23 protein-coding genes are annotated in these 26,308 nt (G+C 62.3%); 16 read left to right on the forward strand and 7 right to left on the reverse strand.

Translation table 11 applies throughout. The features are described from left to right. Positions 1 to 59 precede the first annotated feature (59 nt). The 3 genes from KHO41_RS13255 (at position 60) to KHO41_RS13265 (ending at position 4,081) form a co-directional block, all read left to right on the forward strand. The gene (locus KHO41_RS13255; protein WP_211953739.1) at positions 60 to 1,013 is read left to right on the forward strand and encodes an AraC family transcriptional regulator; all 954 of its coding nucleotides are present in this window, start codon (positions 60 to 62) and stop codon (positions 1,011 to 1,013) included. 364 nt (positions 1,014 to 1,377) lie between these two features. Then, the gene (locus tag KHO41_RS13260) at positions 1,378 to 2,340 is read left to right on the forward strand and encodes a tripartite tricarboxylate transporter substrate-binding protein (RefSeq protein WP_211953740.1); all 963 of its coding nucleotides are present in this window, start codon (positions 1,378 to 1,380) and stop codon (positions 2,338 to 2,340) included. 13 nt (positions 2,341 to 2,353) lie between these two features. Continuing rightward, positions 2,354 to 4,081 (forward strand): N-acyl-D-amino-acid deacylase family protein, encoded by a 1,728-nt coding sequence (locus KHO41_RS13265; protein ID WP_211953741.1) that lies wholly within the window; start codon positions 2,354 to 2,356, stop codon positions 4,079 to 4,081. Between the two features lie 160 nt (positions 4,082 to 4,241). On the opposite strand, the gene KHO41_RS13270 is transcribed toward KHO41_RS13265, so the two are convergent. After that, a complete protein-coding gene (locus KHO41_RS13270) occupies positions 4,242 to 5,135 on the reverse strand; it encodes a LysR family transcriptional regulator (RefSeq protein WP_211953742.1) in 894 nt (297 codons plus the stop codon). A 108-nt stretch (positions 5,136 to 5,243) separates the two neighbouring features. Between KHO41_RS13270 and KHO41_RS13275 the strand changes: the two genes are divergently transcribed. The 4 genes from KHO41_RS13275 to KHO41_RS13290 all read left to right on the forward strand — a co-directional run bounded on the left by KHO41_RS13275 (position 5,244) and on the right by KHO41_RS13290 (position 9,411). Continuing rightward, complete coding sequence (locus KHO41_RS13275; RefSeq protein ID WP_211953743.1) at positions 5,244 to 6,167, forward strand: alpha/beta hydrolase; 924 nt, start codon at positions 5,244 to 5,246, stop codon at positions 6,165 to 6,167. 146 nt (positions 6,168 to 6,313) lie between these two features. After that, positions 6,314 to 6,772, forward strand: a complete 459-nt coding sequence (locus KHO41_RS13280) for a (2Fe-2S)-binding protein (RefSeq protein WP_211953744.1) — start codon at positions 6,314 to 6,316, stop codon at positions 6,770 to 6,772. Positions 6,773 to 6,795: 23 nt separating this feature from the next. Beyond that, positions 6,796 to 9,018, forward strand: a complete 2,223-nt coding sequence (locus tag KHO41_RS13285; protein ID WP_211953745.1) for a xanthine dehydrogenase family protein molybdopterin-binding subunit — start codon at positions 6,796 to 6,798, stop codon at positions 9,016 to 9,018. 45 nt (positions 9,019 to 9,063) lie between these two features. Further along, positions 9,064 to 9,411 carry a c-type cytochrome gene (locus KHO41_RS13290; RefSeq protein WP_244873821.1) on the forward strand — a complete coding sequence of 116 codons (348 nt, stop codon included), beginning with the start codon at positions 9,064 to 9,066 and terminating at the stop codon, positions 9,409 to 9,411. Between the two features lie 126 nt (positions 9,412 to 9,537). On the opposite strand, the gene KHO41_RS13295 is transcribed toward KHO41_RS13290, so the two are convergent. Next, the gene (locus KHO41_RS13295) at positions 9,538 to 10,218 is read right to left on the reverse strand and encodes a methyl-accepting chemotaxis protein (protein ID WP_211953746.1); all 681 of its coding nucleotides are present in this window, start codon (positions 10,216 to 10,218) and stop codon (positions 9,538 to 9,540) included. A 381-nt stretch (positions 10,219 to 10,599) separates the two neighbouring features. Beyond that, on the reverse strand, positions 10,600 to 11,481 hold the full coding sequence (gene hchA, locus KHO41_RS13300) for a glyoxalase III HchA (protein WP_211953747.1): 882 nt from the start codon (positions 11,479 to 11,481) through the stop codon (positions 10,600 to 10,602). 477 nt (positions 11,482 to 11,958) lie between these two features. Between hchA and KHO41_RS13305 the strand changes: the two genes are divergently transcribed. Then, the gene (locus KHO41_RS13305; RefSeq protein WP_211953748.1) at positions 11,959 to 12,096 is read left to right on the forward strand and encodes a hypothetical protein; all 138 of its coding nucleotides are present in this window, start codon (positions 11,959 to 11,961) and stop codon (positions 12,094 to 12,096) included. After that, positions 12,078 to 14,936 carry a LuxR C-terminal-related transcriptional regulator gene (locus KHO41_RS13310; RefSeq protein WP_211953749.1) on the forward strand — a complete coding sequence of 953 codons (2,859 nt, stop codon included), beginning with the start codon at positions 12,078 to 12,080 and terminating at the stop codon, positions 14,934 to 14,936. The genes KHO41_RS13305 and KHO41_RS13310 overlap by 19 nt, the downstream gene beginning before the upstream one ends. A gap of 42 nt (positions 14,937 to 14,978) precedes the next feature. Here KHO41_RS13310 and KHO41_RS13315 read toward each other — a convergent pair whose 3' ends face one another. The 4 genes from KHO41_RS13315 to KHO41_RS13330 form a co-directional block, all read right to left on the reverse strand. Beyond that, positions 14,979 to 15,998: an NAD(P)H-quinone oxidoreductase gene (locus KHO41_RS13315; RefSeq protein ID WP_244873822.1), complete on the reverse strand. Its 1,020-nt coding sequence runs from the start codon at positions 15,996 to 15,998 to the stop codon at positions 14,979 to 14,981. A 69-nt stretch (positions 15,999 to 16,067) separates the two neighbouring features. Next, a complete protein-coding gene (gene actP / locus KHO41_RS13320) occupies positions 16,068 to 17,639 on the reverse strand; it encodes a cation/acetate symporter ActP (protein WP_211953750.1) in 1,572 nt (523 codons plus the stop codon). After that, positions 17,636 to 17,950, reverse strand: a complete 315-nt coding sequence (locus KHO41_RS13325; protein WP_211953751.1) for a DUF485 domain-containing protein — start codon at positions 17,948 to 17,950, stop codon at positions 17,636 to 17,638. Before KHO41_RS13325 ends, actP begins: the two co-directional genes overlap by 4 nt. A 77-nt stretch (positions 17,951 to 18,027) precedes the next feature. Next, entirely contained in the window at positions 18,028 to 19,707 is a 1,680-nt protein-coding gene (locus KHO41_RS13330; protein WP_211953752.1) for a fatty acid--CoA ligase, read from the reverse strand. Positions 19,708 to 20,006: 299 nt separating this feature from the next. On the opposite strand from KHO41_RS13330, the gene KHO41_RS13335 reads away from it, so the two are divergent. From KHO41_RS13335 to KHO41_RS13365, 7 genes are all read left to right on the forward strand, one after another. Beyond that, positions 20,007 to 20,795: an SDR family NAD(P)-dependent oxidoreductase gene (locus KHO41_RS13335; protein ID WP_211953753.1), complete on the forward strand. Its 789-nt coding sequence runs from the start codon at positions 20,007 to 20,009 to the stop codon at positions 20,793 to 20,795. Positions 20,796 to 20,835: 40 nt separating this feature from the next. After that, complete coding sequence (locus tag KHO41_RS13340) at positions 20,836 to 21,903, forward strand: phosphotransferase family protein (protein WP_211953754.1); 1,068 nt, start codon at positions 20,836 to 20,838, stop codon at positions 21,901 to 21,903. 36 nt (positions 21,904 to 21,939) lie between these two features. Beyond that, on the forward strand, positions 21,940 to 22,413 hold the full coding sequence (locus tag KHO41_RS13345; RefSeq protein ID WP_244873823.1) for a DUF485 domain-containing protein: 474 nt from the start codon (positions 21,940 to 21,942) through the stop codon (positions 22,411 to 22,413). Positions 22,414 to 22,460: 47 nt separating this feature from the next. After that, positions 22,461 to 24,083: a cation acetate symporter gene (locus tag KHO41_RS13350; RefSeq protein ID WP_244873829.1), complete on the forward strand. Its 1,623-nt coding sequence runs from the start codon at positions 22,461 to 22,463 to the stop codon at positions 24,081 to 24,083. A 96-nt stretch (positions 24,084 to 24,179) separates the two neighbouring features. Continuing rightward, positions 24,180 to 24,734, forward strand: coding sequence for a cytochrome b (locus KHO41_RS13355; RefSeq protein WP_211953756.1), 555 nt, complete (start codon positions 24,180 to 24,182; stop codon positions 24,732 to 24,734). Between the two features lie 4 nt (positions 24,735 to 24,738). Continuing rightward, complete coding sequence (locus KHO41_RS13360; protein WP_211953757.1) at positions 24,739 to 25,761, forward strand: NAD(P)H-dependent flavin oxidoreductase; 1,023 nt, start codon at positions 24,739 to 24,741, stop codon at positions 25,759 to 25,761. A 121-nt stretch (positions 25,762 to 25,882) separates the two neighbouring features. After that, a complete protein-coding gene (locus KHO41_RS13365) occupies positions 25,883 to 26,227 on the forward strand; it encodes a hypothetical protein (protein ID WP_211953758.1) in 345 nt (114 codons plus the stop codon). The last annotated feature ends 81 nt before the right edge of the window (positions 26,228 to 26,308 follow it).

Consider the following 26,308-nt stretch of genomic DNA (forward strand, 5'->3'; position numbering starts at 1 on the left):
TCCGCGAACGAACCATGCCTTAAAGTACGTTTTTCCTTTTCAATCGTACGGATTCAAGGATGGACCCCCTGTCGGACGTACTCTCGCTGCTCCGGCCTCGAAGCCAGTACTACGCGGGCTTCGACGCCGCCGGAGACTGGTCTTTTGACTTCCCTGCGCACGAGGGAATCAAGTTCACAGCTGTGATGCGGGGCACCTGCTGGGGTGTCACCGATGAGCTGGAGCAACCGGTTCGTTTTGACGAGGGGGACTGCTTTCTCCTGAACAGCGGGCGCCGCTTAGTGCTTTCGTCCGATCCGACGCTGCCTGCGCAGAGTGGCGAACACATCCTGGGGGCCGTCGGCCGTGACGGGATCGCCACGCACAACGGCGGTGGAGACGTGTTTCTGATCAGCGGCCGTTTCTCCTTTGCGGATCGCCATGCCGCCGTTCTGTTTGATGCACTTCCGCCTGTGATGAACATTCCCAAGGCGTCGAGCCAGGCCGAAGTCTTGCGATGGTCTCTCGATCAATGGGCTTCCGAACTGCGCCATCCACGACCTGGGGGCGTGCTGATGTCGACCCACCTTGCGCACTTGATGCTGGTGCAGGTCCTGAGACTCTTTCTGGAAACGTCGAGTGACTTACCGAAGGGATGGTTTCTGGCGCTGACCGACCGGCAGATCAGCCCCGCGATCGCTTCCATGCATGCCGAGCCTGCCCGTCACTGGACGCTGGAAGAACTGGCGCGTATTGCAGGAATCTCGCGCACCGTTTTTGCACAACGATTCAAGGCGCTGGTAGGCAGTACGGCCATGGACTATCTCGCGCGCTGGCGCATGCTGTTGGCAGCGGATCGTCTGCGCTCCGGCAGCGAGAACATTGCCTCGATCGCCTTCTCGTTGGGGTACGAGTCGGAAAGCGCTTTCAGTACAGCCTTCAAGCGAATCATGTCTTGCTCGCCGACGCAGTATCGGCGTTTGCCATCGGGCGGTCCCGTCGATGATTCGGGTCGCGATGATCCGGGCTGTTGACGCTTCGGCGTTTCAGCTCCGAGCGGCGGCCAGACGCTTCAGAAAGGGGGGGAACGGAACTGCAAATCCAATTGCCGGCTGCGCATGAGCGAACCGGCGGCGCGGCTCCTGTATAGCGGCTTCACAGCCCGCAATGCCTGCCCGGCGATGATTCCATTTGCATGCGCTGATGCCTCTGATTCCCTGCGGACTCGTCTCGGAAAGGCCTTCTTGATTCAGTGTACGGAAAGACCTTCGCCGAGGCGTTGAGCGTATCGGCGCCCATTCCTATGATCGCAACGCAATGTTGGAGCGTGTGTATTCATCCCGGCGGCTAGGAGACAACCGATGCCGATCCAAAAAAACGAACGCGGGGAGTGGAACCATGAAACGACGTACGTTCGCGGCGGGCGCCGCGGCGCTTTTGCTGTCGCCTATGGCGCGCGCAACCTCGTCCCCGGACGCGGCCGTCCGGCTGATCGTCATGAACGCGCCGGGGACCGGCACCGACACGCTGGCGCGCCAGCTTGCCACCAGTATGGGAAGACAGTGGCAGGTTCCAGTCCTCGTCGAGAACAAGGTCGGCGCAGGCGGAACCATCGGCACCGATTTCGTGGCCAAGTCTCCACCAGATGGCAAGACGGTACTGATTACGAACGCCTCGCACTACGCCTTCCCCTGGCTGTACGACAAGCTGCCTTACGACGCCTTCACGGATTTCTCGGCAGTTGCGTGCGTCGCCACTTCCACGCTGCTCCTGATGGTCCGGGCAGATTCCCCATTCAGATCCGTGCACGACATCATTGCCGAGGCGAAGAAGCGGCCAGGAAAGCTGTCTTTCTCGTCTGGCGGCTCCGGGACACCCTCCCACCTTGCCGGCGCATTGCTATGTTCGATGGCGGGGATCGACATTGCCCACACCCCATACAAGATGGCCTCGCAGAGCCTGGTCGATCTGGCGAGCGGCCAGCTTGACATGGGCATCCTCGGCATCTCGCCATCGCTGCCGCTCCTGAAGGCAGGGAAGCTGCGCGTGGTGGCGATAACCAGCGCGAAGCGCACGGCATTGCTGCCAGCAGTGCCGACCATCGCGGAAGCGGGACTGCGCGGCTATGACGTGGCGTCACCCATCTTTGCCCTGGTGCGCGCAGGCACGCCAGCCCAGACAGTAAGCACGCTGGCCAGCGGGGTCATGCGGGCTGCCGCAAGCGCTGAATTCAAGGCGCTTTGCGCGGGGCAAGGACTGGACGCCGAGATCGAAGGAACTGCTGCGCTGGAGGCCGCGATGCCGAGGGAGTTCGCCAAATGGAAGCACCTGGTCGCAGTGGCCGGCGCGAAAGCCGACTGACAAGGAGAATCACATGACAACAGCCTATGACGTAGTCATTCGTGGCGGCAAAGTGGTTGACGGATCCGGCGAACCGGCCCGCATTGCAGATGTGGCGGTACTGGACGGCAAGATCGAGCGTATTGGGGAAGTGAAAGGAAAGGGGCGCGAAGAGATCGATGCTGCGGGCCAGATTGTCACGCCCGGATTCATCGATATCCACACGCATTACGATGGCCAGGTGACCTGGGAGAACCGCCTGATTCCGTCGTCCAACCACGGCGTGACCACGGTGGTGATGGGCAACTGCGGTGTAGGTTTTGCGCCATGCAAGGCCGAGGACCGCGAGACGCTGGTGCGCGTCATGGAGGGTGTGGAGGATATTCCCGAGATCGTCATGAGCGCTGGTATCCCATGGAACTGGGAGACCTTTCCGGAATACCTGGATGCGCTGCAGGCGGGACAGTACGACATCGATTTCGCAGCCCAGGTTCCGCATTCCGCGGTTCGCGTCTATGTGATGGGTGAGCGGGGAGAGCGGCGAGAGGTGGCCACCGCGGATGAGCTGCACCAGATGACGTCCATCGTGCGCGATGCCGTGCGGGCTGGGGCGGTCGGCGTCAGCAGCTCGCAGCATCTGGGCCATCGCACAGTCGAGGGCGAACTGGCTCCAAGCATCGGCGCTGCCCATGACGAAGTCCTGGCCCTGGCCCGCGGCTTGCGTGAAGCCGGCGGTGGAGTGTTCCAGATCATCACGGACGGCTTCTACGGCGGCTCGGATGCGGCAACCCAGATGCAGTTGCTGCGCGGCATTGCGGATACTTCAGGGCGGCCGGTCAGCTACTCGCTGGTGCAGAAGGCCCCCTACATCGACCTGCACGAGAGCCTGCTGGAACTGACCCGGCAGGCGCAGTCCGAAGGCTACCCCATCAAGGCACAAGTGTTTCCTCGCCCGGTCGGTCTGCTGTTTGGCCTGAGCCTTTCACTCCATCCGTTCCGGTTCCACCCCAGCTACCTGGAAGTTCACGACCGGCCCTTGCCCGAGCGGGTAGCCGCCCTGCGCGATCCGAGGCGGCGCGCGGCCATCCTGTCCGAGCAGCCTGTCCATACCAATCCGATCTATATCCTGCTGGTTTCCCAGTACGAAAACGCTTTCCTGTTGGGAGATCCGCCGAACTACGAGCCGCGTCCCGAAGCCTTCCTGGCAACCCAGGCCAGACAGCGCGGTATCACGCTCGCCGAGAGGGCATACGACCTGCTGATCGAGAACGGCGGCCACAACGTACTGCTCAATCCGGCGTCAAACTTTGCCGAAGGGAACCTGAAAGCCGTGCACAGGATGCTGGTCGATGACCACACCCTGGTGGCACTCGGAGATGGCGGGGCTCACTACGGGATGATCTGCGATTCGAGCTATCCCACCACGATGCTGTCGTACTGGACCCGCGATCGGAAAGAAGACCGCGTGCCGCTCGAATGGGCAGTCCATCGCCTGTCGCGCAACAACGCGCTGGCGCTGGGGATGACCGACCGCGGCCTGCTTGCCGAGGGGCTCAAGGCCGATATCAACGTCATCGACTACGACCGCCTGAGGCTGCACCCGCCAAAGCCCGTGTTCAATCTGCCGGGTGGCGCGCGGCGGCTGGAGCAGACCGCGGACGGCTACACCGCAACACTGGTCAGCGGACAGGTGACTTACCGCAACGGAGTGCCTACCGGCGCCCTGCCCGGCAGGCTGGTTCGGGGCAGGCCTACTGCCTGAGCAAAAGGGCGATTCTTATCGAAAGAAGGTCGCGATCATCACAGGCGCCGGCAAGGTGCGAGGGCAGTGTCGGCATCGGCCGGCATCCGTCAGTTGCGCCCCATACGGCGTCCCGTACATCGAAAGGGATGGCTCCAACCTGCTCCGGCGCGGGTGTCGCCTACGGTTTCCGGTACCGCAGCGCCTCCACCAGCAGCGAGAATGCCGACGAGGCATGGCGTCGGTCGGCGTAATACAGATGGTAGCCCTCGAATGTCTTGCGCCAGTCGCCCATGACCTCGACGAGATGTCCCGATGCGATTTGTGTGCTGACGTATGGCTGAGGCAGGAAGGCCAGCCCGAGACCGGCCACCGCGGCGTCGCGTATCGGCGCGATGCTGTTGAACACCATTGGCCCGCTGACCTTGACACGGTGCTCCTTGCCAGCCTTCAGGAACGTCCAGGGGAACTCCCCGTAAGTGGGCAGCCTCAGGTTGAGGCAGGCGTGCGCGAGCAGCTCGGGCGGCCGCTTCGGTGCTGCGCGCCTGGCGAAATAGGATGGCGCACCGACCACGGCCATGGGAACGTCCGGGCCGATGCGCACCGCGATCATGTCTTTTTCCACCAGGCGGCCGCGCCGTACGCCGGCGTCAAAGCGGCCGCTGACGATGTCCGTCAGGCCATAGTCCGTGGTGATCTCGACCCGGATATCGGGATAGTCCGGCAGGAAACGCGCGATGGCCGGTTGCAGCACACTCTGTACCGCATATTCGTCGGCCGTCAGCCGGATGGTTCCCGCGGGCTTCCCGGCCAGTTCGCCCATCTCCGCGAGGCCGGCATCGATCTCGCCCATCGCGGGACCGATCCGGTTCAGCAACCGTTCACCGGCTTCGGTCAGCGAAACACTGCGTGTCGTGCGCGAGAAGAGCCGCAGGCCCAGGCGCGCCTCCAGCCCGCGGATGGTCTGGCTGAGCGCCGACTGTGACACACCCAGCCGGGCCGCTGCCCGGGTGAAGCTGGAGACCTCGGCGACCATCAGGAAGGCGGACAGGTCCTTGAGGTTGCTGCTGTTCATTAAGAAGCCCTCCTTATAGCGGTAAGCGGATTCTGCTGGATTATCACTGGGCATTCCACCCTCTACCATGCTTCGCATGCCCTCATCTCATGCCTCTGGAGCGATGCCATGCCGAAAGCAGTGAAATTCAGCAACAAGTACTGGGCCGTCGCGGCCGACCTGTACCACCCCGCCGGTTTCGACGCAAAGAAGCAATACCCTGCGATCCTGTGCGCCCACCCGATCAGTAGTTGCAAGGAGCAGACCGCTGCGATCTACGCCGAACAGCTGGCCGCCCTGGGTTACGTTGTGCTGGCGTTCGACGCCTCGCATCAGGGCGCGAGTGGCGGCGAGCCGCGCTACCTCGAAGACCCGGCCACCCGCGTCGAGGATTTCCGCTGCGCGGTGGACTACCTGGTGACGCTGGACTATGTGGATGAAGCGCGCATCGGCGTGCTGGGGATCTGCGGCGGCGGTGGCTACGCCGTCAGTGCCGCGATGACCGAGCGCCGGATCAAGGCGGTGGGCACGGTGGTGGCGGCCAACTACGGCCGCATCATGCGCGAAGGCGACTTGTCCCCGGATGCGGCGCTGAAGACGCTGGAAGCGATTGGCAAGCAGCGCACCGCCGAGGCCCGCGGCGCCGAGCCGGCGATCGTCAACTATATCCCCGCCTCGGTGGCGGAAAGGGAGAAGGCCGGAATCACCGATATCGATATCGTGGAGGCCGTCGAGTACTACACCACGCCGCGCGGACAACAGCCCGGCTCTCCCAACCAGCTGCGCTTCTCCGGGCTGCAGGCGGCATTGGGTTTCGATGCCTTCCACCTGGCCGAACACCTGCTGACCCAGCCGCTGCAGATTGTGGTCGGCAACAAGCCCGGCGCGTTCGGCTCGCTCCGTGACGGCTACGAGCTGTTCCATCGCGCACGTTCCGAGCGGAAGAACCTGTTCGTGGTGGAAGGGGCCAGCCACTATGACCTGTACGACAAGCCGGGTTACGTTGAACAAGCCATGGCAAAGCTCGGACCGTTCTACAAGGAAAACCTTTGATGCGCCAGCTAGATGCGGCGGGAGCTTCTGGCCGGTTGCATTGAGGTGCACCGGTGCGCGCCCCCTGGCATCAGCTGGCCCAGTCGCAAGGAGAAAGCGAACATGCGTGATGGGATCGGTCGGCTTCGCATAACGGAAATTCAAAGATGAGCAAATTCACCATCAACGGCAAGACGACCGTGGTTGACGTCGATGCCGATACCCCGCTTCTGTGGGTGCTGCGCGACACGCTGAAGATGACTGGCACCAAGTTCGGCTGCGGGATGGCGCTGTGCGGGGCATGCACGGTTCACCTCGACAACCAGCCGATCCGCGCCTGCGTGACGCCGGTGTCGGCGGTGGAAGGCAAGGCGATCACCACCATCGAAGGTGCCGACGCCTCGCACGTGGGCAAGGCGGTGCAGGCAGCGTGGCAGAAACTGGACGTGGTGCAGTGCGGCTACTGCCAGTCCGGGCAGATCATGAGCGCGGTGGCGCTGCTGGAAAGCAACAAGGCACCGTCCGATGCCGAGATCGACGACGCCATGCAGGGCAACGTGTGCCGCTGTGCGACGTATGTGCGGATCCGGGCGGCCATCCACGAGGCGGCTAGAACCTTGGCCTGAACGCGGACCTGAAAGAACTGATCATGGATACGATTCGCATTGAGAACGAAGGCCGACGCCGCTTCCTGGCAGGCTTTGCCGGACTGTCGCTGGCGCTGTACCTGCCGCGGTCCGATGCCGCGGCAACCGCGACCCAAGCCGGCGGCCAGGGTGCGGGCACTACCGGCGCCACCACCGCAGAATTTGCGCCCGGCGCTTTCCTGCGGGTGGGGCAGGACGGCATGGTGACGGTGATCTCCAAGCATCTGGAAATGGGGCAGGGCGCCTACACCGGCCTGGCCACGCTGGTTGCCGAAGAACTTGGCGTGGCGTTGTCGAGCGTCCGCGTCGAAAGCGCCCCGGCCGATGCCAGCCGATACAAGAACGTGTTCTGGGGCGTGCAGGGAACGGGCGGCAGCAGCAGCATCGCGAACTCCTGGGACCAGCTGCGCCAGGCCGGCGCCGTGGCCCGCACCATGTTCGTGAACGCCGCAGCGCAGCGCTGGAGCGTCGCGCCTGCGGAGGTGACCATCTCCGAGGGCGTGGTCAGCCACCAGCCTTCCGGCCGCAAGGCGACGCTCGGCGCGCTTGCCGAGGCGGCCGGCCGCCAGGATGTGCCGAAGGACGCCAGACCCAAGGATGCCAGGGACTACGTACTGATCGGCCACAACTACGGCCGGCGTACCGACAGCATCGACAAGACCACGGGCAAGGCGGTCTTCACCCAGGACATTCATCTTCCCGGGATGCTGACGGCGATGGTCGCGCATCCGCCGCGCTTCGGTGCCAGGGTCAAGTCGTTTGACGCCACCAAGGCCAGGGCGGTCAAGGGCGTGGTCGAGGTGGTGCAGATCCCGTCTGGAGTTGCCGTGGTAGCCAGGGACACCTGGAGCGCCAAGAGGGGGCGTGAAGCGCTGACGGTGGAATGGGACGAGGGAGCCGCCTACAAGCAAGGCACCGCGCAACTGTCGGCAGCGTACCGCGAGATGGCCAAATCCGCCGGCGCCGTGGCGCTGCGCGAGGGCGACGCGGCGCATGCCATCGCTGGCGCGGCCAAGACGCTGGATGTGTCCTACGATTTCCCGTACCTGGCGCATGCAGCGATGGAGCCGCTGAACTGCGTGATCCAGTTCACACGCGAAGGTTGCGAGGCGTGGTTCGGCGCGCAGATGCAGACCCAGGACCAGATCTATCTGGCGAGGATCTTCGGCATCCCGGTGGACCGCGTGCGGATTCATACGCTGTACGCCGGGGGCAGCTTCGGGCGCCGTGCCGCCAAGCATTCGGACTATGTCGTGGAAGCGGCCCACATTGTCAAGGCGATCGGCAAGCCGGTCCCGGTCAAGCTGGTCTGGACGCGCGAGGATGACATGCGCGCCGGCTACTATCGGCCGATGTTCCATCATCGGCTGCGTGCAGGGCTGGATGCACAGGGAAAGCTGGTGGGATGGCATCACCGCCTCGTCGGCCAGTCGTTGCTGGCCGATGCAAATCCGCCGCTAAGCGGCGGCGTCAAGAACGGGATCGACCGGACCTCGCTGGAAGGGGCCACCAATCTGCCCTATGGCATTCCCAACCTCACGGTTGACCTGCACACGCCTGGCGATGTCGGCGTGCCGGTGCAGTGGTTGCGCTCGGTCGGCTCCACGCACACTGCCTACTCGACCGAGTGCTTTATCGACGAACTTGCGGCGATGGCGGGCAAGGATCCGGTGATATGGCGGCTGGCCATGCTCGGCAAGCATCCGCGGCACGCCGGCGTGCTCAGGCTTGCCGCCGACAAGGCTGGTTGGGGGCAACCCCTGGCGCCGGCGAAAGCCGGAGAGCGCCGCGGCCGCGGAGTAGCCGTGCACGAGTCGTTCAACACCTTCGTCGCGCAGGTGGCGGAAGTCACCGTGAAGCCGGATGGCGGCTATCGGGTGGACCGCGTCGTTTGCGCGGTGGATTGTGGCATCGTCGTCAATCCCGACGTGGTGCGCGCGCAGATCGAAGGCGGGATCGGCTATGCACTCTCATTGGCCATGCACGGCGCCATCACCCTGACCGAAGGGCGCGTGGACCAGTCGAACTTTCATGACTACCAGCCGTTGCGCATCCACGAGATGCCGAAAGTCGAGGTCCACATCGTTCCCTCCACGCAAAACCCGACGGGAATCGGGGAGCCTGGTGTACCGCCGCTTGCCCCGGCAGTGGCCAATGCACTCGCTGCCGCCACCGGTAAGCGGATCAGGAAGCTGCCGCTTGACGCTCAAGCGCTGAAGGCGTGATGCCAAAGCCAGACCCGCAACAATGCTCAAGCCATGGACGAAAAAATGAACCAGCACAACGCTGATATGGAGAAGGATCGTGCCGCAATGCTGCGGCGGATGGGCCTCATGCTGCTGCTGGCTGTGGTCGGCACCGCAGCCCAGGCCAACGAGGCGTTGGCGACGAAATCGGCCTGCATGGGCTGCCACCAGGCCGACAAGAAAGTGGTCGGGCCGTCGTGGAAGGACGTAGCGGCAAAGTACGCTGACGGCAGCAAGACGGCCGAGCAGCTTGCCAGCTCGATCAGGCAGGGGAGTTCGGGAAAGTGGGGAGCGATGCCGATGCCGGCGCAGCCTGCCTTGTCCGACGCCGATGCACTGATCCTGTCGAAATGGATCCTGGGTCAGCGCTAGCAGCCGGCTGATTCGCGCTCAGGGCGGCTTGCCATGAATACTGGTGGTAGTGGGGGCGGGGGAGACGACGGCCAGGTCTTCCACGCCAGTCAGGAGCAGAGGTAACGTTTCAAGGCCGTCCTGCTGTCAATGTCTGGCTGAGTTCTTGGACGCGCTGCTTGAGTCGACAAGGTGGCGGACCAGTTGATCCATCTCCTTGATAATGTCCGCGAGCACTTGCGTGATCACGGAGAACTCCCGACCGTACTCTCCCGCCCGTGCCGCGGAGACGCGCGCATTCATGGCGACGATGTTCGCCTGCATTGAAATACTGCTGAGGCGATCAACGAGATCGGTCTGGCGTTTGCGCACGGCCATCTCGCAATCCTGCATTTCCTTTTGGTAGGCCTCTGTGACGGCCTGCAGCAGATCCAGTATCGGCGTGGCCTGTGTCACGAGCGCATCGAGGGATGAGGCACGCGCGGTGGTGTCGGCCGGCGGCGCGTCGATTGCGGTTCGGGCCTGGGCGATGAATTCGCGGATCCGTGCATCGGCACGCGCATTGCCAAAGTACAGTTGTTGCAAGGCTACGGAGAACGCGCCCGGCAATCGCTCGTTGCCAGTCACGAGATCCGAATGGGCGGATTCAAGCGTTGACAGGCACTTGCGAGCAGTTTCGCGGGCAGTCGGATCTCCTCGGGAGGCGAGCAACATCTGGAGCATGATCCGCTGCGACAACATGCGCTGCCGGCCGGAAAGGTTGATCAACGCGCCAATGGTTTCAGCGGACACTTTGGCCTGGGGTGGCTGAGTCGAGGAGACATTCATGTATGGGCCTTGCGGGTGGCGTCGAGACAGACGCGCACCTGAGTTGACCCGGCAATCAAAAAAAAGCGCTCCGAAGCAAGAGGCCAGCAAACCGTGCTTCTGGTTCGCTGTCACCTTGTTTCGGAGCGCCATTGCCCCAGCCGCCCCTTGTCGAAGCGCGTCATCGCGACTTGTCTGTTTGTTTAAAGGCCGCCATTGGCCTATATTCCGTCATGCAATATGTGTGCCATATTTCAGGCATGCCGCGACGCGCCACAGTGCAGGGCGCACTGACAGGGCGGGAAAAAGCCGCCGCACCAATTTCATGCCAAATGCATCATCGCGATGCCAGGCGGTGCGAATTCAAGGGCCAGGCAGACAGAGTCTCTGATGGTGTGAGAGCTAGCGCCCGCCCGTACTCTGTACTTCATCCAGTAGCGCACGCGCCGCCAGCTTGCCAAGGTTGTTGCCTGCGAAGGGACTGTCACCCGTGAGGAGCTTCCGGTCGCGGAACGTGCTTCCATCAATCTTGGTGTTGACGATCTCGACTCCCATGGCAGCAAGCTTTTCGCCAAAGAACCAACGCAATGGGCCAGGCATATAGCCAATATCTGGCGTTTGCTTGTCCATGGCATCTGGAAATGCGCAGATGCGGTAGCCGCGGAAAAGATCTCCACCGTTGGGTTCGTCGACGCTGGCGGATAGCAAGGCGGCAGGCCCGTGACATAGCGTAATGATGTACCTGTCGTTTTGCATGGCCCACTGCAGGGTTGCCTTCATGTCCGCGCTGAACGGTAGCCCCATCAGGGCGCCATGTCCGCCAGGTACGAAGACGGCAATGTAGTTGGCATCCTTGTCCAGGGAGCTGACCACGTCGGCAAGCTTGAGGGGCTGCTGGAATTTTTGCTCGTACTTCGCGTAGAGGGCCTTTATCTCGGCGTCCTCAGAAGGGAACGCCCACCATTCAAACTTGCACGGATTGCCCGACAAGGTAGCAATGTCGAACTCGAATCCCGCGCGGTCAAGGTGATACATGGGCAGGAGCGTTTCGACGGGATGATTGCCAGTAGAAAAGAAGGTACCGTTTCCCGTCAGGAGATAGCGCTCGTCTGCAGCGACGAGAAGTACTTTCCACCGACCGCCCTGATAGGCGTCGGGATAGTCGGCGTCTGCAAGGTTAGATTTGGGCGACGTAAATTGCGAGAGTGAATAGGGGGACGGAAAGAATGCCTTGCGCTCGGCTGGGTCAGGCGTCGGCTGTTTGCTGTCTGTCTGGGACGTCATGATGGGCTTCCTTCTAAAGTATGAGCTTGAGGGCTTGGTTTTCACCGGCCCTTTACATCAGATGAGGGAACCCCTCATCACCAGCATGGGCTATGCATTCCGGCGCCTTGCTGTATCCACTGTCATTTGCCCGCTCGTATCAGCGTCTTTGTGCTCTTGCGGGTCACCCACGTCGTGACCGGAACTACACATGTCACGCTATGGCCTGCGATCCCGTTCGCGAGTCGTATGCAATGATCCCTGCATCGTTTCGGTGTTTGCAAGGAGCCTCCCTGAATGGGGGGTAGTCCAGTCGAGGTCTTCGGGAAGGCACGCGCAACGCCGAAGTCGGCGTTCCGCTTGGCCCACGAGGTTTCGGCACAGAAGCAAAGCCCGGCAACAGAAGATATGGCATCGTCGGGCAAGCCCCCCGCCTTCCCCCCCTTTGACGCTATCCCATGCCCTTGTGGCTTGACCTCCGTTTCGGCGATCATCAGCATGGCCCGCAGGAAGATGATTGATGCCATGATGGATGTCATCACCGTCGCGTCGCATGGCTATCGGACCGCTACGCTTGAGACCGCCGCCGAGATGGCGCGCCGGATTCAGGCGGACGAATGGAATGTGATCGTTTAGTGAGTTCTGCCCACCGTCAGGAAGAGTCCCGGATGACCCAATCATCGCCGGTCGTTGCCGCACAGTTGTCCCACTGGCGGCCAGCCTTGATCCTGACAAAGCTGGCGCCGCCGCGAACGCGCCACTATATCGAGCGTAAGCGCGCCATCCGGCACTTGCGTCCCGGCTTGGAGCGCAAGCTGACCGTGCTGGTAGCCCCCGCCGGCTTCGGCAAGACTTCGCTGTTGAGTGAATGGAAGGCGGTCATGGCGCAGGAAGGCTGTGCCGTTGGCTGGCTGAGCATTGACCGCGACGACGATGATCTCTTCCAGTTTGGCGCCTACCTGCTCGCAGCGGCGAGGGATGCATGCAGACAGGCCGGCGAGCCAGTTCCGAGCCGCCTGGAGCCAGACCCGCTGGCGCCGGCGGACGCGATGTTTGCCGAACTTCTCAATGCGGTGCTGGCGCTGCCGCGCAAGATGGTGCTCGTGCTCGATGATTTCGACCGGCTGACCTCGCCGGCCATTCACGAGGCAGTGTTCCGGCTACTGCGCTATGCGCCGGAGAACCTGCATTTGCTTGTCGCGGGTCGCAGCGAGCCAGCCTTTCCGCTGAGCTACTTCGAGGCCCGCGGCCAATTGCTGAAGCTGGATGCGGAAGCCCTGCGCTTTGACAGTGCGGAGACGCAGGCGTTTTTCTCTGCCGTTTCCGGCCATGATATGAGCCCTGCGCAGACCGAGGCGCTGCTGCAAGCGACGGAAGGCTGGGCGGCTGGTTTGCAACTGGCGTCGTTTGCGTTGAGTGCGAACGACCAGGCGGGCGTTGTCGCCGAGCACTTGCCTTTTGCCCGGCGCAGTGTCGAAGCGTATTTGAACGAGAACGTGTTCGTTCACGTCCCCGAGCCGCTGCAGGGTTTTCTCCTCCAGACCTCGGTGCTGGACCGGATGTCGGAGTCCTTGTGCGATGCGGTGACAGGCTCCAGCTCGGCGCATGCCAGCTTCGAGTGGCTGATGGCACGGAATATGTTCGTCAGACCCCTCGACGCCGACAGCCGGTGGTACCGATATCACGCCCTGTTTGCCGATTATTTGAGGAAGCGCCTGGTTCAGGAGCGTCCGCACGAAGTTGTCGGGCTGCATCGCCGCGCAAGTGAATGGTTTGCAGCGCAGTCGCTGTGGGCGGAGGCAGTCAGGCACGCTCTGGCAGCCGGCGATGTCGATCGCGCCGCCGGCTGGGTTGAGCAATGCGCGATGAATCTGGTGGAGGCCAGCGATGTGCGGACAGTCCTGAGCTGGGTCGCGAAGCTGCCCGCCGAGGCTGTGCGTGGCCGTCTTCGCTTACGCCTGGCGCATGCCTGGGCCCTTGCACTGACGATGCAATCCGTCGCGGCCAAGTGCGAACTGCAGGCGGTCGAGGATGACATCCGGCTCGGCAAGCTGCCCGTCACAGAGGTGGTCCGCGTCGAGTTGCAAGCGGTCAAGGCGTTGATCGCGGGCCTGTCCGACGAGAGTCAGCGTTCGCTGGATATGGGAAGGAAGGTCCTGGAACTCGGCCCCGCAGAAGGATCATGGGCGGAAGGAATCGGCCTGACGACGCTTATTTTCGGGCTTAGCTATGCGTCCGGGTTCGGGGAGATCGAGCGGCTACGGCGCACGCTGACATTCGGTACCGGGACCAACGCACCGATCTATGCAACGGTGTACCGGCAGAGCATGGTCGGGCTCAGCCTGTTCGTGGAAGGGCGGCTGGGTGAAGCTGTTCAGACCCTTGAGGACGTGCTGCGCGAATCCAGCGAGCGCGCTGGCCCCCAGTCTGCCGCGTCGGTACTGCCGGTCGGATACCTGGCCGTCATCCACTATGAATGGAATGACCTGGACCGGGTCGCCGAACTGCTGGAAGGGCGGCTTGAGATGGCGCTGCAATCCTGTTCGCTGGGCCCGCTGGTCGGCTTCTGCATGACGCTGGCGCGGCTGCGACTGCTGGCGGGAAAGCAGGACGAAGCCTATCGGGTCGTGGAAGAGGCGGAAGCTGTTGCCAGGAGCCGCCAATGGCTGCGCATGCAGGTCGCGTGCAAGGCCGAGGCGATTCGGATCAGCATCCAGTCCGGCGACCTGGGCCGCGCCACGCGCATCGGCCAGGAGTTGGAAGCGCTGGTCGGTCAGCGGCCTGCGAATCTGCAGGGTAGCTACCTGGAGACCTGGCAGCGCTTCCAGGTGGCGCATTGCCGTCTGCTGGTGGCCCGTGGCCGGGCAGCCGAAGCCGTCCCCGTCTTGCAGGGCGTTCATGCGGAACTGCGCGCCGCAGGCATGCAGTACCTGAGCGCCCAGATCGCGGTTGCGCTTGCTGTTGCCCTGCATAGTGCCGGGCATCGCATGAAGGCTATGCAGGCCATGCTGGCGGCAGTCGCATACGGCCAGAAGAACGAATTGCGGCGCGTTTTTCTTGATGCCGGGCCGGTGGCCCGGGACATCCTTGATGGACTGCGCCAGCAGCAAGCGCTGCTGGGTGAGGTCGAGCCTTGGTACGTGGACGAGCTATGCCGCGGATTCGATGCGCTGGCCGGGACAACGGATGCGCGCACAGCCTCGGGGAAATGCAAGGAGGAGGCGCGGGTTGAAGACCCGATCGAGCCCATGGCTGCCAGCCGGCTGAGTGCCCGAGAGGTGGAAATCCTGGACTACGTGGCCCGAGGACTGTCCAACAAGGAAATTGCCAGGGCCATTCGCGTGGCCCCGGAAACTGTGAAGTGGCACCTGAAGAATATCTTTGAGAAGCTGAAGGTGAATTCCCGTATCCAGGCTGTCCGCAGCGGTCTGGGTCGTGACCTGCCGAGGATTACGGAGCAGAGCGTGCGGAACTAGCTGTGGGAGCGAAGTCCGAAACGCCCTTGCAGCGCGGTGCCGTTATTGGCCCAGAGTGAGCACGATCTTGCCGATATGGGTGCCGGAGTCCATCAGTTCATGGGCCGCCCGTGCCTGCTCCAGCGCAAAGGTCTGGTAGATGAGCGGCTTGACTGCGCCAGATGCCATCAGCGGCCAGACATGTGTCTCGAGTTCGCGGATGATCTCGGCCTTTTCTTCAGGCGTGCGCGAGCGCAGGGTCGAGCCGAGATGAGTGAGGCGCTTGGTCAGCATCGGGAACAAGTCGACTTCCTTCGCGACGCCCTTGATCACACCGATCTGCACGATGCGCCCGTTAATGGCCGCGGCAGCGTAGTTGCGGGGGACATAGTCGCCCGCAATGATATCGACCACGACATCGACGCCCTTACCTTCGGTGACGCGCATGACGGCGTCGACGAAATCCTCTTCCAGGTAGTTGACTGCGTAATCGGCGCCAAGTGCGAGGCTGGCGTCGCGTTGCGCGTCCGAAGCCACGGTCGTAATAATCTTGGCAGCGCCAAACGCCTTGCTGAGCATCGTGGCTGTGGTGCCAATACCGGACGCGCCACCATGGATCAGGATGGTATCGCCCCGAGTGAATTTGCCGCGCTGGAACAGGTTGAGCCAGACGGTCATGAAGGTTTCCGGCATCGCGGCGGCTTCCACCAACTGCAGACCCTCGGGAAGGTGCAAGGTATTGTGCTCGCTGGCGACACTGTACTCGGCGTACCCGCCCCCCGGAATCAGGGCGCAGACGAGGTCGCCGACCTTGAATCCAGTGACGCCCTGGCCGAGAGCCACAACCTCGCCCGCGACTTCGAGACCCGGAATGTCGGAGGCGCCCGGAGGCGGATCGTACAGTCCCTTGCGCTGGAACACGTCGGGGCCGTTGACGCCTGCAGCATGGTGGCGAATCAGCAATTCGCCCGGGCCGGGCGCAGGCACTGGGCGCCGCGCGGGCACCAGCACTTCCGGGCCGCCGGCATGCGTGATTTCGATGGCCGTCATCGTATCGGGGATCTTGTTCAGAGGCGAGTGCATGGCTTTTCCTGGTTAGCTCGTGAAACTGGCGACGACGCTGTCATGGGTTTGCCGTCGCGGTTGAGTACGTTAGTGGCTGGGTGCCGCCGCGGCTCCATGGCCGGTCTGCGCCTGGACCAGCCGCGCCTCAAAGGCGTGGCGTTCCACCTGGGCTCTCGAACTGTTATCGAAACGAGAGCACAGGTATGTGACCAGGAACGCGAATGGGACGGTGAACAGCGCAGGGTGGTCGTAGGGGAAAATCGCTGCGGGATGGCCGAGCACGTTCTTCCACACGGCAGGGGAGAGGATCACAAGCGCCACCGACGACACCAGTCCCGAGGCCACGCCCCAAACCGCACCGCGGCTGGTCAAGCCACGCCAGTACATCGAGAGCACCAGCACCGGGAAATTTGCTGACGCCGCTACATTGAACGCAAGCGCAACGAGAAAGGCGAGGTTCTGCCCCTTGAAGGCGATGCCGAGCAATACCGCGACCACGCCGATGACCAATGTGGCCCGCTTGGTCACGGCGATTTCCGCCGCCTCGGTGGCGTTGCCGCGACGCAGTACATTGGCGTAGATGTCGTGCGAGATTGCCGAAGCGCCAGCCAGTGTCAGCCCAGAGACGACGGCCAGAATCGTGGCGAAGGCGACGGCTGCCAGGAACCCCAGGAAGAGGTCGCCACCGGTCGCTCTGGCGAGATGCATGGCGACCATGTTGCCGCCGCCGAGCAGCTTCCCGCCGACCTGCCCGGCCTCGAAGAAGCGGGCCTCCGTGCCGACAATCACGATGGCGGCGAGGCCGATGGCGAACATGGCGAGGAACATATAGCCAATACAGGTGCTGGCAACCAGTACGCTCTTGCGTGCCTCGGATGCGTTCGGCACCGTAAAGAAGCGCATGAGGATATGAGGGAGTCCAGACAGGCCGAGCACCGTGGCTAAACTTAGCGACAACGCCGAAACCGGATCGGCGAATAGCGTGCCTGGCGCAAGCAGGGCAGGCCCACTGCGGTGCGCCGAGACCGCCTTGGCGACCAGCGTTTCAATGCTGAAGCCAAAGTGGGCCAGGGACAGAAACATCAGCATTGAGCCGCCGAACATCAGTAGCACTGCCTTGATGATCTGGACCCACGTCGTGGCGAGCATTCCGCCAACGGTCACGTAGACCATCATCAGTGCACCGACCCCGATCACGGCATAGACGTAGTCGATGCCGAACAGCAACTGCACCAGTTCGCCGGCGCCCACCATCTGCACGATCAGGTAAAGCAGCACAACCACCAGGCTGCTGGCCGCAGCAACGCAGCGCGTGCTGACCGGATCAAGCCGGTCCGAAATAATGTCCACGAACGTAAACTTGCCGAGATTGCGCAGCCGTTCGGCCATCAGGAAGAGCATGACCGGCCAGCCGATAAAGAACCCGACGATATACAACAGCCCGTCAAAGCCGCGCGCATAGACCAGGCTGACAACGCCGAGCAGCGTGGCGGCCGACATGTAGTCGCCCGCCACGGCCAGGCCGTTCTGCACGCCAGTGATACCACCGCCGGCGGTAAAGAAATCGCTGGCCGTCCGCGTACGCGAGGAAGCCCAATACGTGATGCCCAACGTCAGCGCGACGAAGAGCAGGAACATCGAGATGGCCTGGATATTCATTGTCCGGCCTCCGTCAGGATCTGCCGCACGATGGTCTCAAGCTTTCCGTTGGCCTGGCGCACATAGAAGTACGTGCAGCTCCAACCGAGAACAATGACTCCGACGGCGAGAACGATGCCAATGTTGATGAGTGTGTTCGGTAGAAGAGGCTGGGCAAGGCTCTGAGGATGCGTTGCGACGACGAGCATCAGCGCAAGATAGGGAACGAGAACCGCGACAAGCAGGCCCAGAGACAGGCGTGTGCGTCGGCGGATAAGTTCGCGAAATCTGGGATGGTGCTTGATGCGCTCAGTACTGGTGGAACCAATCATGGTTTTGTCTCCTGAAGCGGTTTTTCTAGGGTATTAATGCGCTTTATGCACGACTCACGCCGGCACGGATCTCCTGTTCACAGAGGGTTGCCGGCATGCGGTGCGACCGCCTGGTACCTTTCTCGAAGCAGTCGTTTGTTGATCTTGCCCACGCTCGTCTTCTCGATGGCATCGACAAATAGCACTTGCTCGGGGACCGCGTATTTCGAGATCGCGCCGCGCCGGACGAAGTCGCGCAGATGCTCCTGGATATCAGTGGCTTCGGCAGATAGTCCCGCTCGGAGCACGATGAGCGCCATGGGGCGTTCGCCCCACCTCGCATCCTTGATGCCGATGACGGCTACTTCGTTGACGGCGGCGTGTCGCGAGATCAGGTCTTCGAGTTCCAGCGACGACACCCATTCGCCGCCGCTCTTGATGACATCCTTGATGCGGTCCGTGACCTGCAGATAGCCATCGCTGTCGATCGAGCCGATGTCGTTCGTATGGAGATAGCCACCGGCCCAAAGGTGTTCGGACTCCGCGGAATTGCCAAGATAGCCTTGCGTGAGCCACGGCGCGCGGACCACGATTTCGCCGCTGGCCTTGCCGTCGTGAGCGATGTCGCGCATATCGTCGTCGACGATGCGCAGATCGACGAGAGGAATGGGCAATCCGGTCTTGGTACGCACGTCGAGCTCGGTCGTAGCGTCGCCGAGTAGTGTCGTCTTGACCTGCGCCAGCGTGAGAATGGGGCAGGTTTCGGACATGCCGTAGCCAGTGAATACATCGATTCCGCGATTGACGGCGGCCTGGGCCAGGCCACGCGGCAGAGCAGAGCCGCCAACGATGATCTTGAGTCCGCTCAGATCGACACCGGCCGAGTCCGGGTGCGACAGGAGCATGTGCAGCAGGGTGGGGACGCCGTGGGAGAACGTGACGCGCTCGCTTTGCACCAGCCGAAGGAGCTGGTCCGCGGCATATCGCCCTGGATAGACTTGTTTCATGCCCAGTGCCGTGGCTACATAGGGCATCCCCCACGCATGCACATGGAACATCGGCGTGAGCGGCATGTAGACATCGTCGCGATGCACGCGACCTTGCCGGGGCGCACCGGTCAGGGCTGCCATGGTCGCCAGCGTATGAAGCACGATCTGCCGATGGCTGAAGTACACACCTTTCGGCAAGCCGGTGGTGCCGGTCGTATAGAACGTAGTTGCCCGTGCGTTTTCGTCGAAGTCGGGAAAGGGGTAGTCGGGCGGTGACGCAGCCAGCAGCGCTTCGTATTCCGCAGCAAAGCATTCGGGCAACGGTGAACTCTCGAGCGAAAGCGTATCCTCGCCGATCAGGATCAGACGCTCGACGGTTTCCAGCTGGTCGCGGATGGCCTCGACCAAGGGCAGGAAGTCGGCATGGACCATCAGCAGCCTGGCGCCTGCATGGTTCAGCGTGTAGACGATCTGCTCTGGCGAGAGCCGCACGTTGACCGTCATCAGCACCGCTCCCATCATCGGAATGCCGAAATAGGCTTCAAGGTAGCGATGGCTGTCCCAATCCATGACCGCAACCGTGTCACCCGCTTCGACGCCGAGTGAATGCAGGCCGCTGGCCAGTTGGCCGACGCGGTGCCGCATGGTCCAGTACGAGTGCTTCACCTGCTCGCGATAGACGATCTCCTGCTCCGGGTTGACCGCCAAGGGGGCATGCAGCAACTGCTTGATGAGCAGCGGGTAGGCGTACGCGGAAGGTGTACGGGGAATAGGGGTAGGGCGTGACACGAAGGGTCTCCTCAATCGTTGTGGCTGCAGAGGCTGCAGCACGCGCTGAACTTTTGGTGCGGGCGGAATGCCGCCGGATGTCTAGGAGCGTAGGCGCCGTGTTGCTGCACGCCAGCCCCCCAATCGGGGAGCAGCGCGGCCTTTATAAGGGGGGCTCTCCTATCGGGGGGGCTCCCCATTAAGGTGGCTGGCTGGTTGAACGCTGCGGCTTAGTCTCTGGCAGTCATTCAGGAGCGGCCGATATCTCCATGCCTTGGAAGAGCACCGCTCCGCCCACTGCTTCGAAGGAGACTGCAAATATGGCTTCCACACCTCGCCCGTTCCCTGTCTTTCCTGACCTGGAAGGTAAAGTGGCGCTTGTCACCGGCGCATTCGGCGGCCTTGGCCGCCACTTCGCGCTGACACTGGCAAACGCGGGATGCCGGGTGGTGCTTGCTGGCAGGCGCATGGCCGAAGGTGAGCGCTTGATCGATGAAGTTCTGGCGACGGGCGGAAACGGCTGCCTCGTGCGGCTCGACGTGTGTGATCCCGATTCCGTATCCGGCGCATTTTTCCAGGCCGAGCAGGCGTTGGGCACCGTGGACATCGTCGTCAACAGCGCTGGCATTGCAACTACTGGGCCCGCGCTTGAAACGAGCGAGCAGGATTGGGCACGGGTCATCGAGACCAACCTGACCGGTGCCTGGCGGGTGGCGCAGTACGCCGCCCAGCAGATGCGCGAGGCCGGACGGCAAGGCAGCATCATCAACATCGCTTCCATTCTGGGTTTGCGGGTGGCGCAGCAGGTTCCCGCATACACGGCCGCAAAGGCCGGGTTGATCCACCTGACGCAGTCGCTGGCACTTGAATGGGCACGCCATGGCATCCGGGTCAACGCGCTGGCGCCGGGTTACTTCGCTACTGACATCAATCGTGCCTACTTCGAGACGGAAGGCGGACAGGCGATGGTCCGGCGGATCCCACAGCGGCGCCTGGGACAGTCTTCCCAGCTTGACGGCGCCTTGCTGCTTCTGGCATCGGAGGCATCCGACTACATCACCGGCGCTGTATTGCCCGTCGACGGCGGGCATCTCGTCAGCACGCTGTGATGCGTCACGCGATTCCCCACATCAGCCAATGGACAAGCCAATGAACGATACGATTCACTGCAATTGGGATGCGCTGGCCCGGCTGCTCCACGCGCGCGGGCTGATTGACCAGGCGTCGCTGACTGCCACCCGGCTTACCGGTGGTCAGTCCAACCCGACTTTCCTGGTCTCTTCCGGTACACACCGTTACGTGCTGCGGATGAAGCCGGCCGGGCAGATCCAGGCCAAGGCGCATGCCATCGACCGCGAGTTTCGCGTCATGCGCGCGCTCCAGGGTAGTGAAGTTCCCGTCCCCGCCGTGTACCTGTACAGCGAAGACCTGTCCGTGGTCGGCAGCCCGTTCTACCTGATGGAGTACCTGGATGGCAGGGTGATGGTGGACCAGTCGCTGCCAGGCATGCAGCCCGCCGAGCGCGGCGCCATCTACGCGGAGATGAATCGCGTGATGGCGGCGCTGCATCGCATTGATGTCCAGGCGGCAGGGCTTGCCGACTACAGTCCTGACGGCAACTACCTTGTGCGCCAGATTGCCGGATGGACGCGCCAGAGCCGCGCCACGGGTGCGCTCGAGAGTTCAGCCATGCAAGCACTGACGAGCTGGCTCCCAAGGAACATTCCCGCGGTCGAGGAGACCCGTCTCGTCCATGGCGACTTCCGCCTGGACAATCTGGTCTTCCACCCGAGCGAGCCCAGGGTCATCGGGGTGCTGGACTGGGAGCTGTCGGCGCTGGGACATCCGCTCGTCGACTTTGCCTATCATTGCCTGAGCTGGCACATCCCTTCATCGCTGTGGCGCGGCATCGCCGATCTCGACTTCGCAAGCCTCGGCATCCCGAGTGAACAGACGTATTTGCAGTGGTATGCCGAATCCAACGGCACTGCGGGCATCGAACACTGGGACTTCTACATCGCCTACAACTTGTTCAGGCTGGCCGCCATCTTGTTCGGTATCGCGGAGAGGGCACGACAAGGCAACGCTGCCGCGGCGGACGCCGTGGAGACTGGCCGCAAAGCAGGACCCATAGCAGACTTGGGATGGCATTATGCGATGCGCTATGAAGCCACCCGGAATCGCAATGCGTATGCGCTGTCCTGTACGTTGCAATAACGTCGCGAGGTCTGAAGCCATTCCTGCGGCCAGACGTTGAGCCGGCGCGCTCAGACTTCACTGCAAGAGATTGCAGTCATCACCATTCATCATTTGCGGCGATTGATCGCCGAGCCTATCGTCCATCCACAACAAAGCGCAGCTCACGGCGGCCAGGCCATCGTGGGACTGATCAACCCTCATGGACGGAGGCTGCAAATGGAGACAACTGCACTAGCCGGGATTCGGAGCAATCCCTCTTTTACTTCGCTGGTAAAGCGGCGAAGCCGGTTTGTCGCACTGCTGACCGCGGGAACACTCGTTCCGTACTACACCTTCATTTTCATTGCGGGATTCAATCCGCAATGGCTTGCGGGGAAAGTTTTCAACGGCAGCATGGTGAATGTCGGCTGGCTCGCAGGCGTGGTGCTGATCGTTGGTGTCTGGTTGCTGACTGGGTTGTACGTTCTGCGAGCCAATCGCGAGTTCGATGACCTGACCGCGCAAATTCTGGCCGGAGTAAAGAAATGAGTCGCTCCCGCCATTTGTTCATGCTGTCCGGCCTGCTCGGGGCGTCAATGTCAGCGCTGGCTGCGCCGGGCACCATGTCTGGCATCGAGAAGCAGCCGCTCAACATCACGGCAATCATCATGTTTCTCGTGTTCGTGGTGGCGACCTTGGGGATTACCTATTGGGCGGCATCCAAGACCAAATCGATGCAGGATTTCTACACCGCCGGCGGTGGCATCACTGGCTTCCAGAATGGCTGGGCGCTGGCGGGAGACTACATGTCCGCCGCGGCCTTGCTTGGCGTTACCAGCATGTTCTTTTTCAATGGCTACGACGGCATGATCTACGCGATCAGCTTCTTCGTTGCCTGGCCGTTGCTGCTCTTCGTTTTTGCCGAGCGGATACGAAACCTGGGGCGCGTCACCATCGCTGACATTGCGTCCTATCGTCTGGATCAGAGCAGGATTCGCACCCTGATGGCTTTCGGCTCGCTCACCGTGGTTTGTTTCTACCTGGTGGTGCAAATGGTCGGCGCTGGTCAGTTGATCCAGCTCTTGTTCGGGTTGCCTTACAACTACGCGGTCGTTGTCGTTGGCCTGTTGATGGCGATCTACGTCACCTTCGGGGGCATGGTGGCAACAACATGGGTGCAGATCATCAAGGCCGTCTTGATGCTGCTCGGCGGCACGCTGCTTGCGGTTCTTGCCCTCAGCAAGTTCGGCTTCTCCCTGGATACCTTGTTCGCGAAGGCAGTCGCTACGCACAAGAGCGGAGCGGGTGTCCTGTTGCCAAGCAAGCTGGTGGCCGACCCCATTGCGATGATCTCGCTGTCCGTCGGATTGGTATTCGGCACCGCCGGGCTGCCCCATATCCTGATGCGCTTCTTCACTGTGCCCGACGCCAAGCAGGCGCGAAAGTCCGTGTTCGTGGCGACCGGCATCATCGGGTTCTTCTTTCTGATTGTCGCGGTGCTGGGCATGACTGCCATTGTGATCGTTGGCCAGAATCCAGCGTTCTATGAGGCAGGTCAGCTAGGCGGAAAGCTGATCGGGGGTGGCAACATGCCCGTTATGCACCTGGCCAGGGCGGTGGGGGGCGACCTGCTTCTAGGCTTTCTGTCAGCCGTGGCTTTTGCGACGATCCTGGCGGTGGTCGCTGGTCTGACGCTTGCGGGGACTTCGGCGATCTCGCATGACCTCTACGTCATGGTCCTGAAGAAGAACCATGCCGATCCGGCGAGCGAGAGGCGGGTATCGCGCATCGCATCCGTTTGGATCGGTGTGGCGGCGGTGAGCCTTGGCATCCTGTTCAAGGAGCAGAACATCGCCTTCCTGGTTGCGCTCACTTTTGGTGTCGCGGCCTCGGTGAATTTCCCGATCCTGATGCTTTCGATGTACTGGAAGGGGCTGACCACGCGTGGTGCGCTGATCGGCGGCGTCGCGGGGCTATTGAGTTCGGTTTCCCTGGTCATCCTCTCGCCCGCAGTCTGGGTCAAGGTGCTCGGCAATGCCAAACCGATCTTTCCCTACGACTATCCAGCCATCATCTCCATGAACACTGCGTTCCTGTTCACTTGGCTGGGGTCCATCACGGACCGAAGCTATCGCGCCCAGCGCGAGCGCGATGAGTTCGATGCCCAGTTCATCCGAGCGCAAACAGGGCTGGGCGCGTCCGGCGCGGTCAGCCATTAGCGGATCACGGGCGGCACCATCCTCGATGACTGTCCTTTGGGACAGTGGCAGGAGAGCGGTCGCCCAGAATGTATAACCCCATGCACGGAGGCAAGCATGCAACTACGAGACAACGGACTAGGTTTCTCCCTCATCACGATTGCGCTGCATTGGCTGGTAGCGGCGCTGCTGTTTTCAATGATCGGATTGAGCATTGCAATGTCCCTGGAGGTAAGCGAGGTTCAGAGAATGGACCTGGAACGCCTGCAGAATTTGCTTGGGACTGTACTGTTCCTGGTTTCACTCTATCGATTCTGGGCGAGGATCTCCTCCTATCATCCGCTGCCGGTGGGCACGCCCAACCCCATCGAGGTCATCGTGAGCCGGTCAGTGGCAGTGGCCCTTGCACTGGCAATGGTGCTGCTGCCGATCGCAGTGTGGCTGTCGAGGTCGGCTGCCGGGCAGGTCATTGCATTACCCGGAGGCTTTGCGATACCGGCGCTCATGGATCCGAACGCCCAGGTACAGCGGGTGGTGGATGTTCTCTTCAATATCGGGGCGACGGCCTTTCTTGCCGGACTGGCACTGCACATGTTCGGCGCGTGCAAGAACCACTTCGTCCTGAAGAACAATGCCCTCAAGCGCATGCTTGGCAAACACGTGGAGCTTTGAAACCATGAGTGACGTCAAATCAGATTTCGCTGGCAACCAGGTTACGCGACTGTGTGGTGTCCGGTATCCCATCTTCCTTGCCGGCATGGCAGCGATTTCCGGCCCGAAGCTCGTGGTGGCAGTGGCAAACGCGGGTGGCATGGGCACGGTCGGCGGATTGCGTCTACCCCCGCTGACTTTGCGCAGATGGATCCAGGAAACCAGGGAACTCACCGATCAGCCATTCGGTGTCAACCTTGTCCCGTCTTTTGGTGGCCCGGATGTCTTCGAGGCACAGTTCCAGGTCATCCTGCAGGAGCGGCCCAGGATGCTGTCGCTCTTCTATGCCGAGGACTACGCCGACATGATTCCGCGTGCCAAGGAAGCCGGCCTCGTCGTGATGGTACAGGTCGGTTCCGTGGAGCTTGCCCGGCTGGCAATTCGTCGCGGCGCGGATATCGTCGTTGCCCAAGGCAGTGAGAGTGGTGGTCACCTTAACCGGGGCACCATTGGGCTCATGTCGCTGTTACCGGCGATGTGCGAGGCGGCCCAAGGTCGTCCCGTGCTGGCGGCCGGGGGCATTGTCACTCGCGACGATGTTCGTGTCGCCATGGCACTGGGAGCCTCAGGCGTGCTGGTGGGAACCGCGTTTGTGGCTTGTGATGAGTCGAACGCGCATCCGCTCTACAAGCAGAAGATTGTCGACGCCACGGTGGACGATACAGAGTATCGGACCGGATACTCGTTTGGCTGGAAATACGGCACCCCGCACCGGGTGATTCCCAATCGCGACAAGTGGAATCTCTTGCGATTTATCGGCGGCGGCGCCCGAGCTATCGACAAGCCGCGGATGGCGCAGAAGCTCTCGCTCTATGCTGGCCAAGGGGTTGGAAAGATTCGCAGCGTGGTGCCTGCTGCCGAGCGAGTCGCAGAATTGCGTCGCGGTTTGCCTGCGGCATTCGTCGGTACTTCAGGGACGTTGGCCAACAACGCTGACCCTGCCACGGCTGGGCAACTGCGTCTGGCGGCGGCAAGTGAGGCAGCCTGACCACGGTGCATCTGTGTCCCGGTCCGGCGGTGAAGTCGCCTTCCTGCGCGTGCTGCTGGTCTGCGGGGTTTGCCTGTGGGTCGCCGGTGCATGGCACTCCGAGGCCGCTTCATTTCCTCTGATGATCACAGCGCTGACCGCGCACGCACGTCATCGGGATGATGCCATGCGTTCCGCAAGTCAACTGTGTTCTCATCTGATCAGCGCCGCAGGTGCCACCTTTGTCACGCTGCTGGCCGTTTGCGGTTTGGCTTGCGGAGAAAGCGCGGCGGCCGCGGTGCTGCCGGTCGGTTGCGTGCTGCTACTTGGGCTTCAGTTCACGCGTCTTCGACATCCACCGGCCATGGCGAGCGGTGGTGCCGTGCTGTGCGGCCTCGAACCGATTGCCGTGGTCTGCTGCGTGGCCATCACGGGATCCATACTCTTGGCAGAAGTGTCCGTACTTCGCTTCAGGCGCGGCGGTTAGGGCACGTCGCAACGGACATGCCATGATGGCCTGGGCGACTGACCGTTGCGTCGCTTCGGTGCGCTCCCACAAACGCGAGCA

Source organism: Cupriavidus numazuensis (assembly GCF_905397435.1).
GTDB classification, from domain to species: Bacteria; Pseudomonadota; Gammaproteobacteria; order Burkholderiales; family Burkholderiaceae; genus Cupriavidus; species Cupriavidus numazuensis.

Bases quoted from the DNA above. Each gene is read 5' to 3' on its own strand.
- KHO41_RS13260 (WP_211953740.1), top strand. From the start codon at position 1,378: ATGAAACGACGTACGTTCGCGGCGGGCGCCGCGGCGCTTTTGCTGTCG.
- KHO41_RS13340 (WP_211953754.1), top strand. From the start codon at position 20,836: ATGAACGATACGATTCACTGCAATTGGGATGCGCTGGCCCGGCTGCTC.
- KHO41_RS13325 (WP_211953751.1), bottom strand. From the start codon at position 17,950: ATGATTGGTTCCACCAGTACTGAGCGCATCAAGCACCATCCCAGATTT.
- KHO41_RS13270 (WP_211953742.1), bottom strand. From the start codon at position 5,135: ATGAACAGCAGCAACCTCAAGGACCTGTCCGCCTTCCTGATGGTCGCC.
- KHO41_RS13350 (WP_244873829.1), top strand. From the start codon at position 22,461: ATGTCAGCGCTGGCTGCGCCGGGCACCATGTCTGGCATCGAGAAGCAG.
- KHO41_RS13265 (WP_211953741.1), top strand. From the start codon at position 2,354: ATGACAACAGCCTATGACGTAGTCATTCGTGGCGGCAAAGTGGTTGAC.
- KHO41_RS13365 (WP_211953758.1), top strand. From the start codon at position 25,883: ATGATCACAGCGCTGACCGCGCACGCACGTCATCGGGATGATGCCATG.
- KHO41_RS13290 (WP_244873821.1), top strand. From the start codon at position 9,064: ATGAACCAGCACAACGCTGATATGGAGAAGGATCGTGCCGCAATGCTG.
- KHO41_RS13315 (WP_244873822.1), bottom strand. From the start codon at position 15,998: ATGCACTCGCCTCTGAACAAGATCCCCGATACGATGACGGCCATCGAA.
- KHO41_RS13335 (WP_211953753.1), top strand. From the start codon at position 20,007: ATGGCTTCCACACCTCGCCCGTTCCCTGTCTTTCCTGACCTGGAAGGT.
- actP (WP_211953750.1), bottom strand. From the start codon at position 17,639: ATGAATATCCAGGCCATCTCGATGTTCCTGCTCTTCGTCGCGCTGACG.
- KHO41_RS13355 (WP_211953756.1), top strand. From the start codon at position 24,180: ATGCAACTACGAGACAACGGACTAGGTTTCTCCCTCATCACGATTGCG.
- KHO41_RS13305 (WP_211953748.1), top strand. From the start codon at position 11,959: ATGGCCCGCAGGAAGATGATTGATGCCATGATGGATGTCATCACCGTC.
- KHO41_RS13275 (WP_211953743.1), top strand. From the start codon at position 5,244: ATGCCGAAAGCAGTGAAATTCAGCAACAAGTACTGGGCCGTCGCGGCC.
- KHO41_RS13285 (WP_211953745.1), top strand. From the start codon at position 6,796: ATGGATACGATTCGCATTGAGAACGAAGGCCGACGCCGCTTCCTGGCA.
- KHO41_RS13255 (WP_211953739.1), top strand. From the start codon at position 60: ATGGACCCCCTGTCGGACGTACTCTCGCTGCTCCGGCCTCGAAGCCAG.
- KHO41_RS13280 (WP_211953744.1), top strand. From the start codon at position 6,314: ATGAGCAAATTCACCATCAACGGCAAGACGACCGTGGTTGACGTCGAT.
- KHO41_RS13310 (WP_211953749.1), top strand. From the start codon at position 12,078: ATGGAATGTGATCGTTTAGTGAGTTCTGCCCACCGTCAGGAAGAGTCC.
- hchA (WP_211953747.1), bottom strand. From the start codon at position 11,481: ATGACGTCCCAGACAGACAGCAAACAGCCGACGCCTGACCCAGCCGAG.
- KHO41_RS13360 (WP_211953757.1), top strand. From the start codon at position 24,739: ATGAGTGACGTCAAATCAGATTTCGCTGGCAACCAGGTTACGCGACTG.
- KHO41_RS13295 (WP_211953746.1), bottom strand. From the start codon at position 10,218: ATGAATGTCTCCTCGACTCAGCCACCCCAGGCCAAAGTGTCCGCTGAA.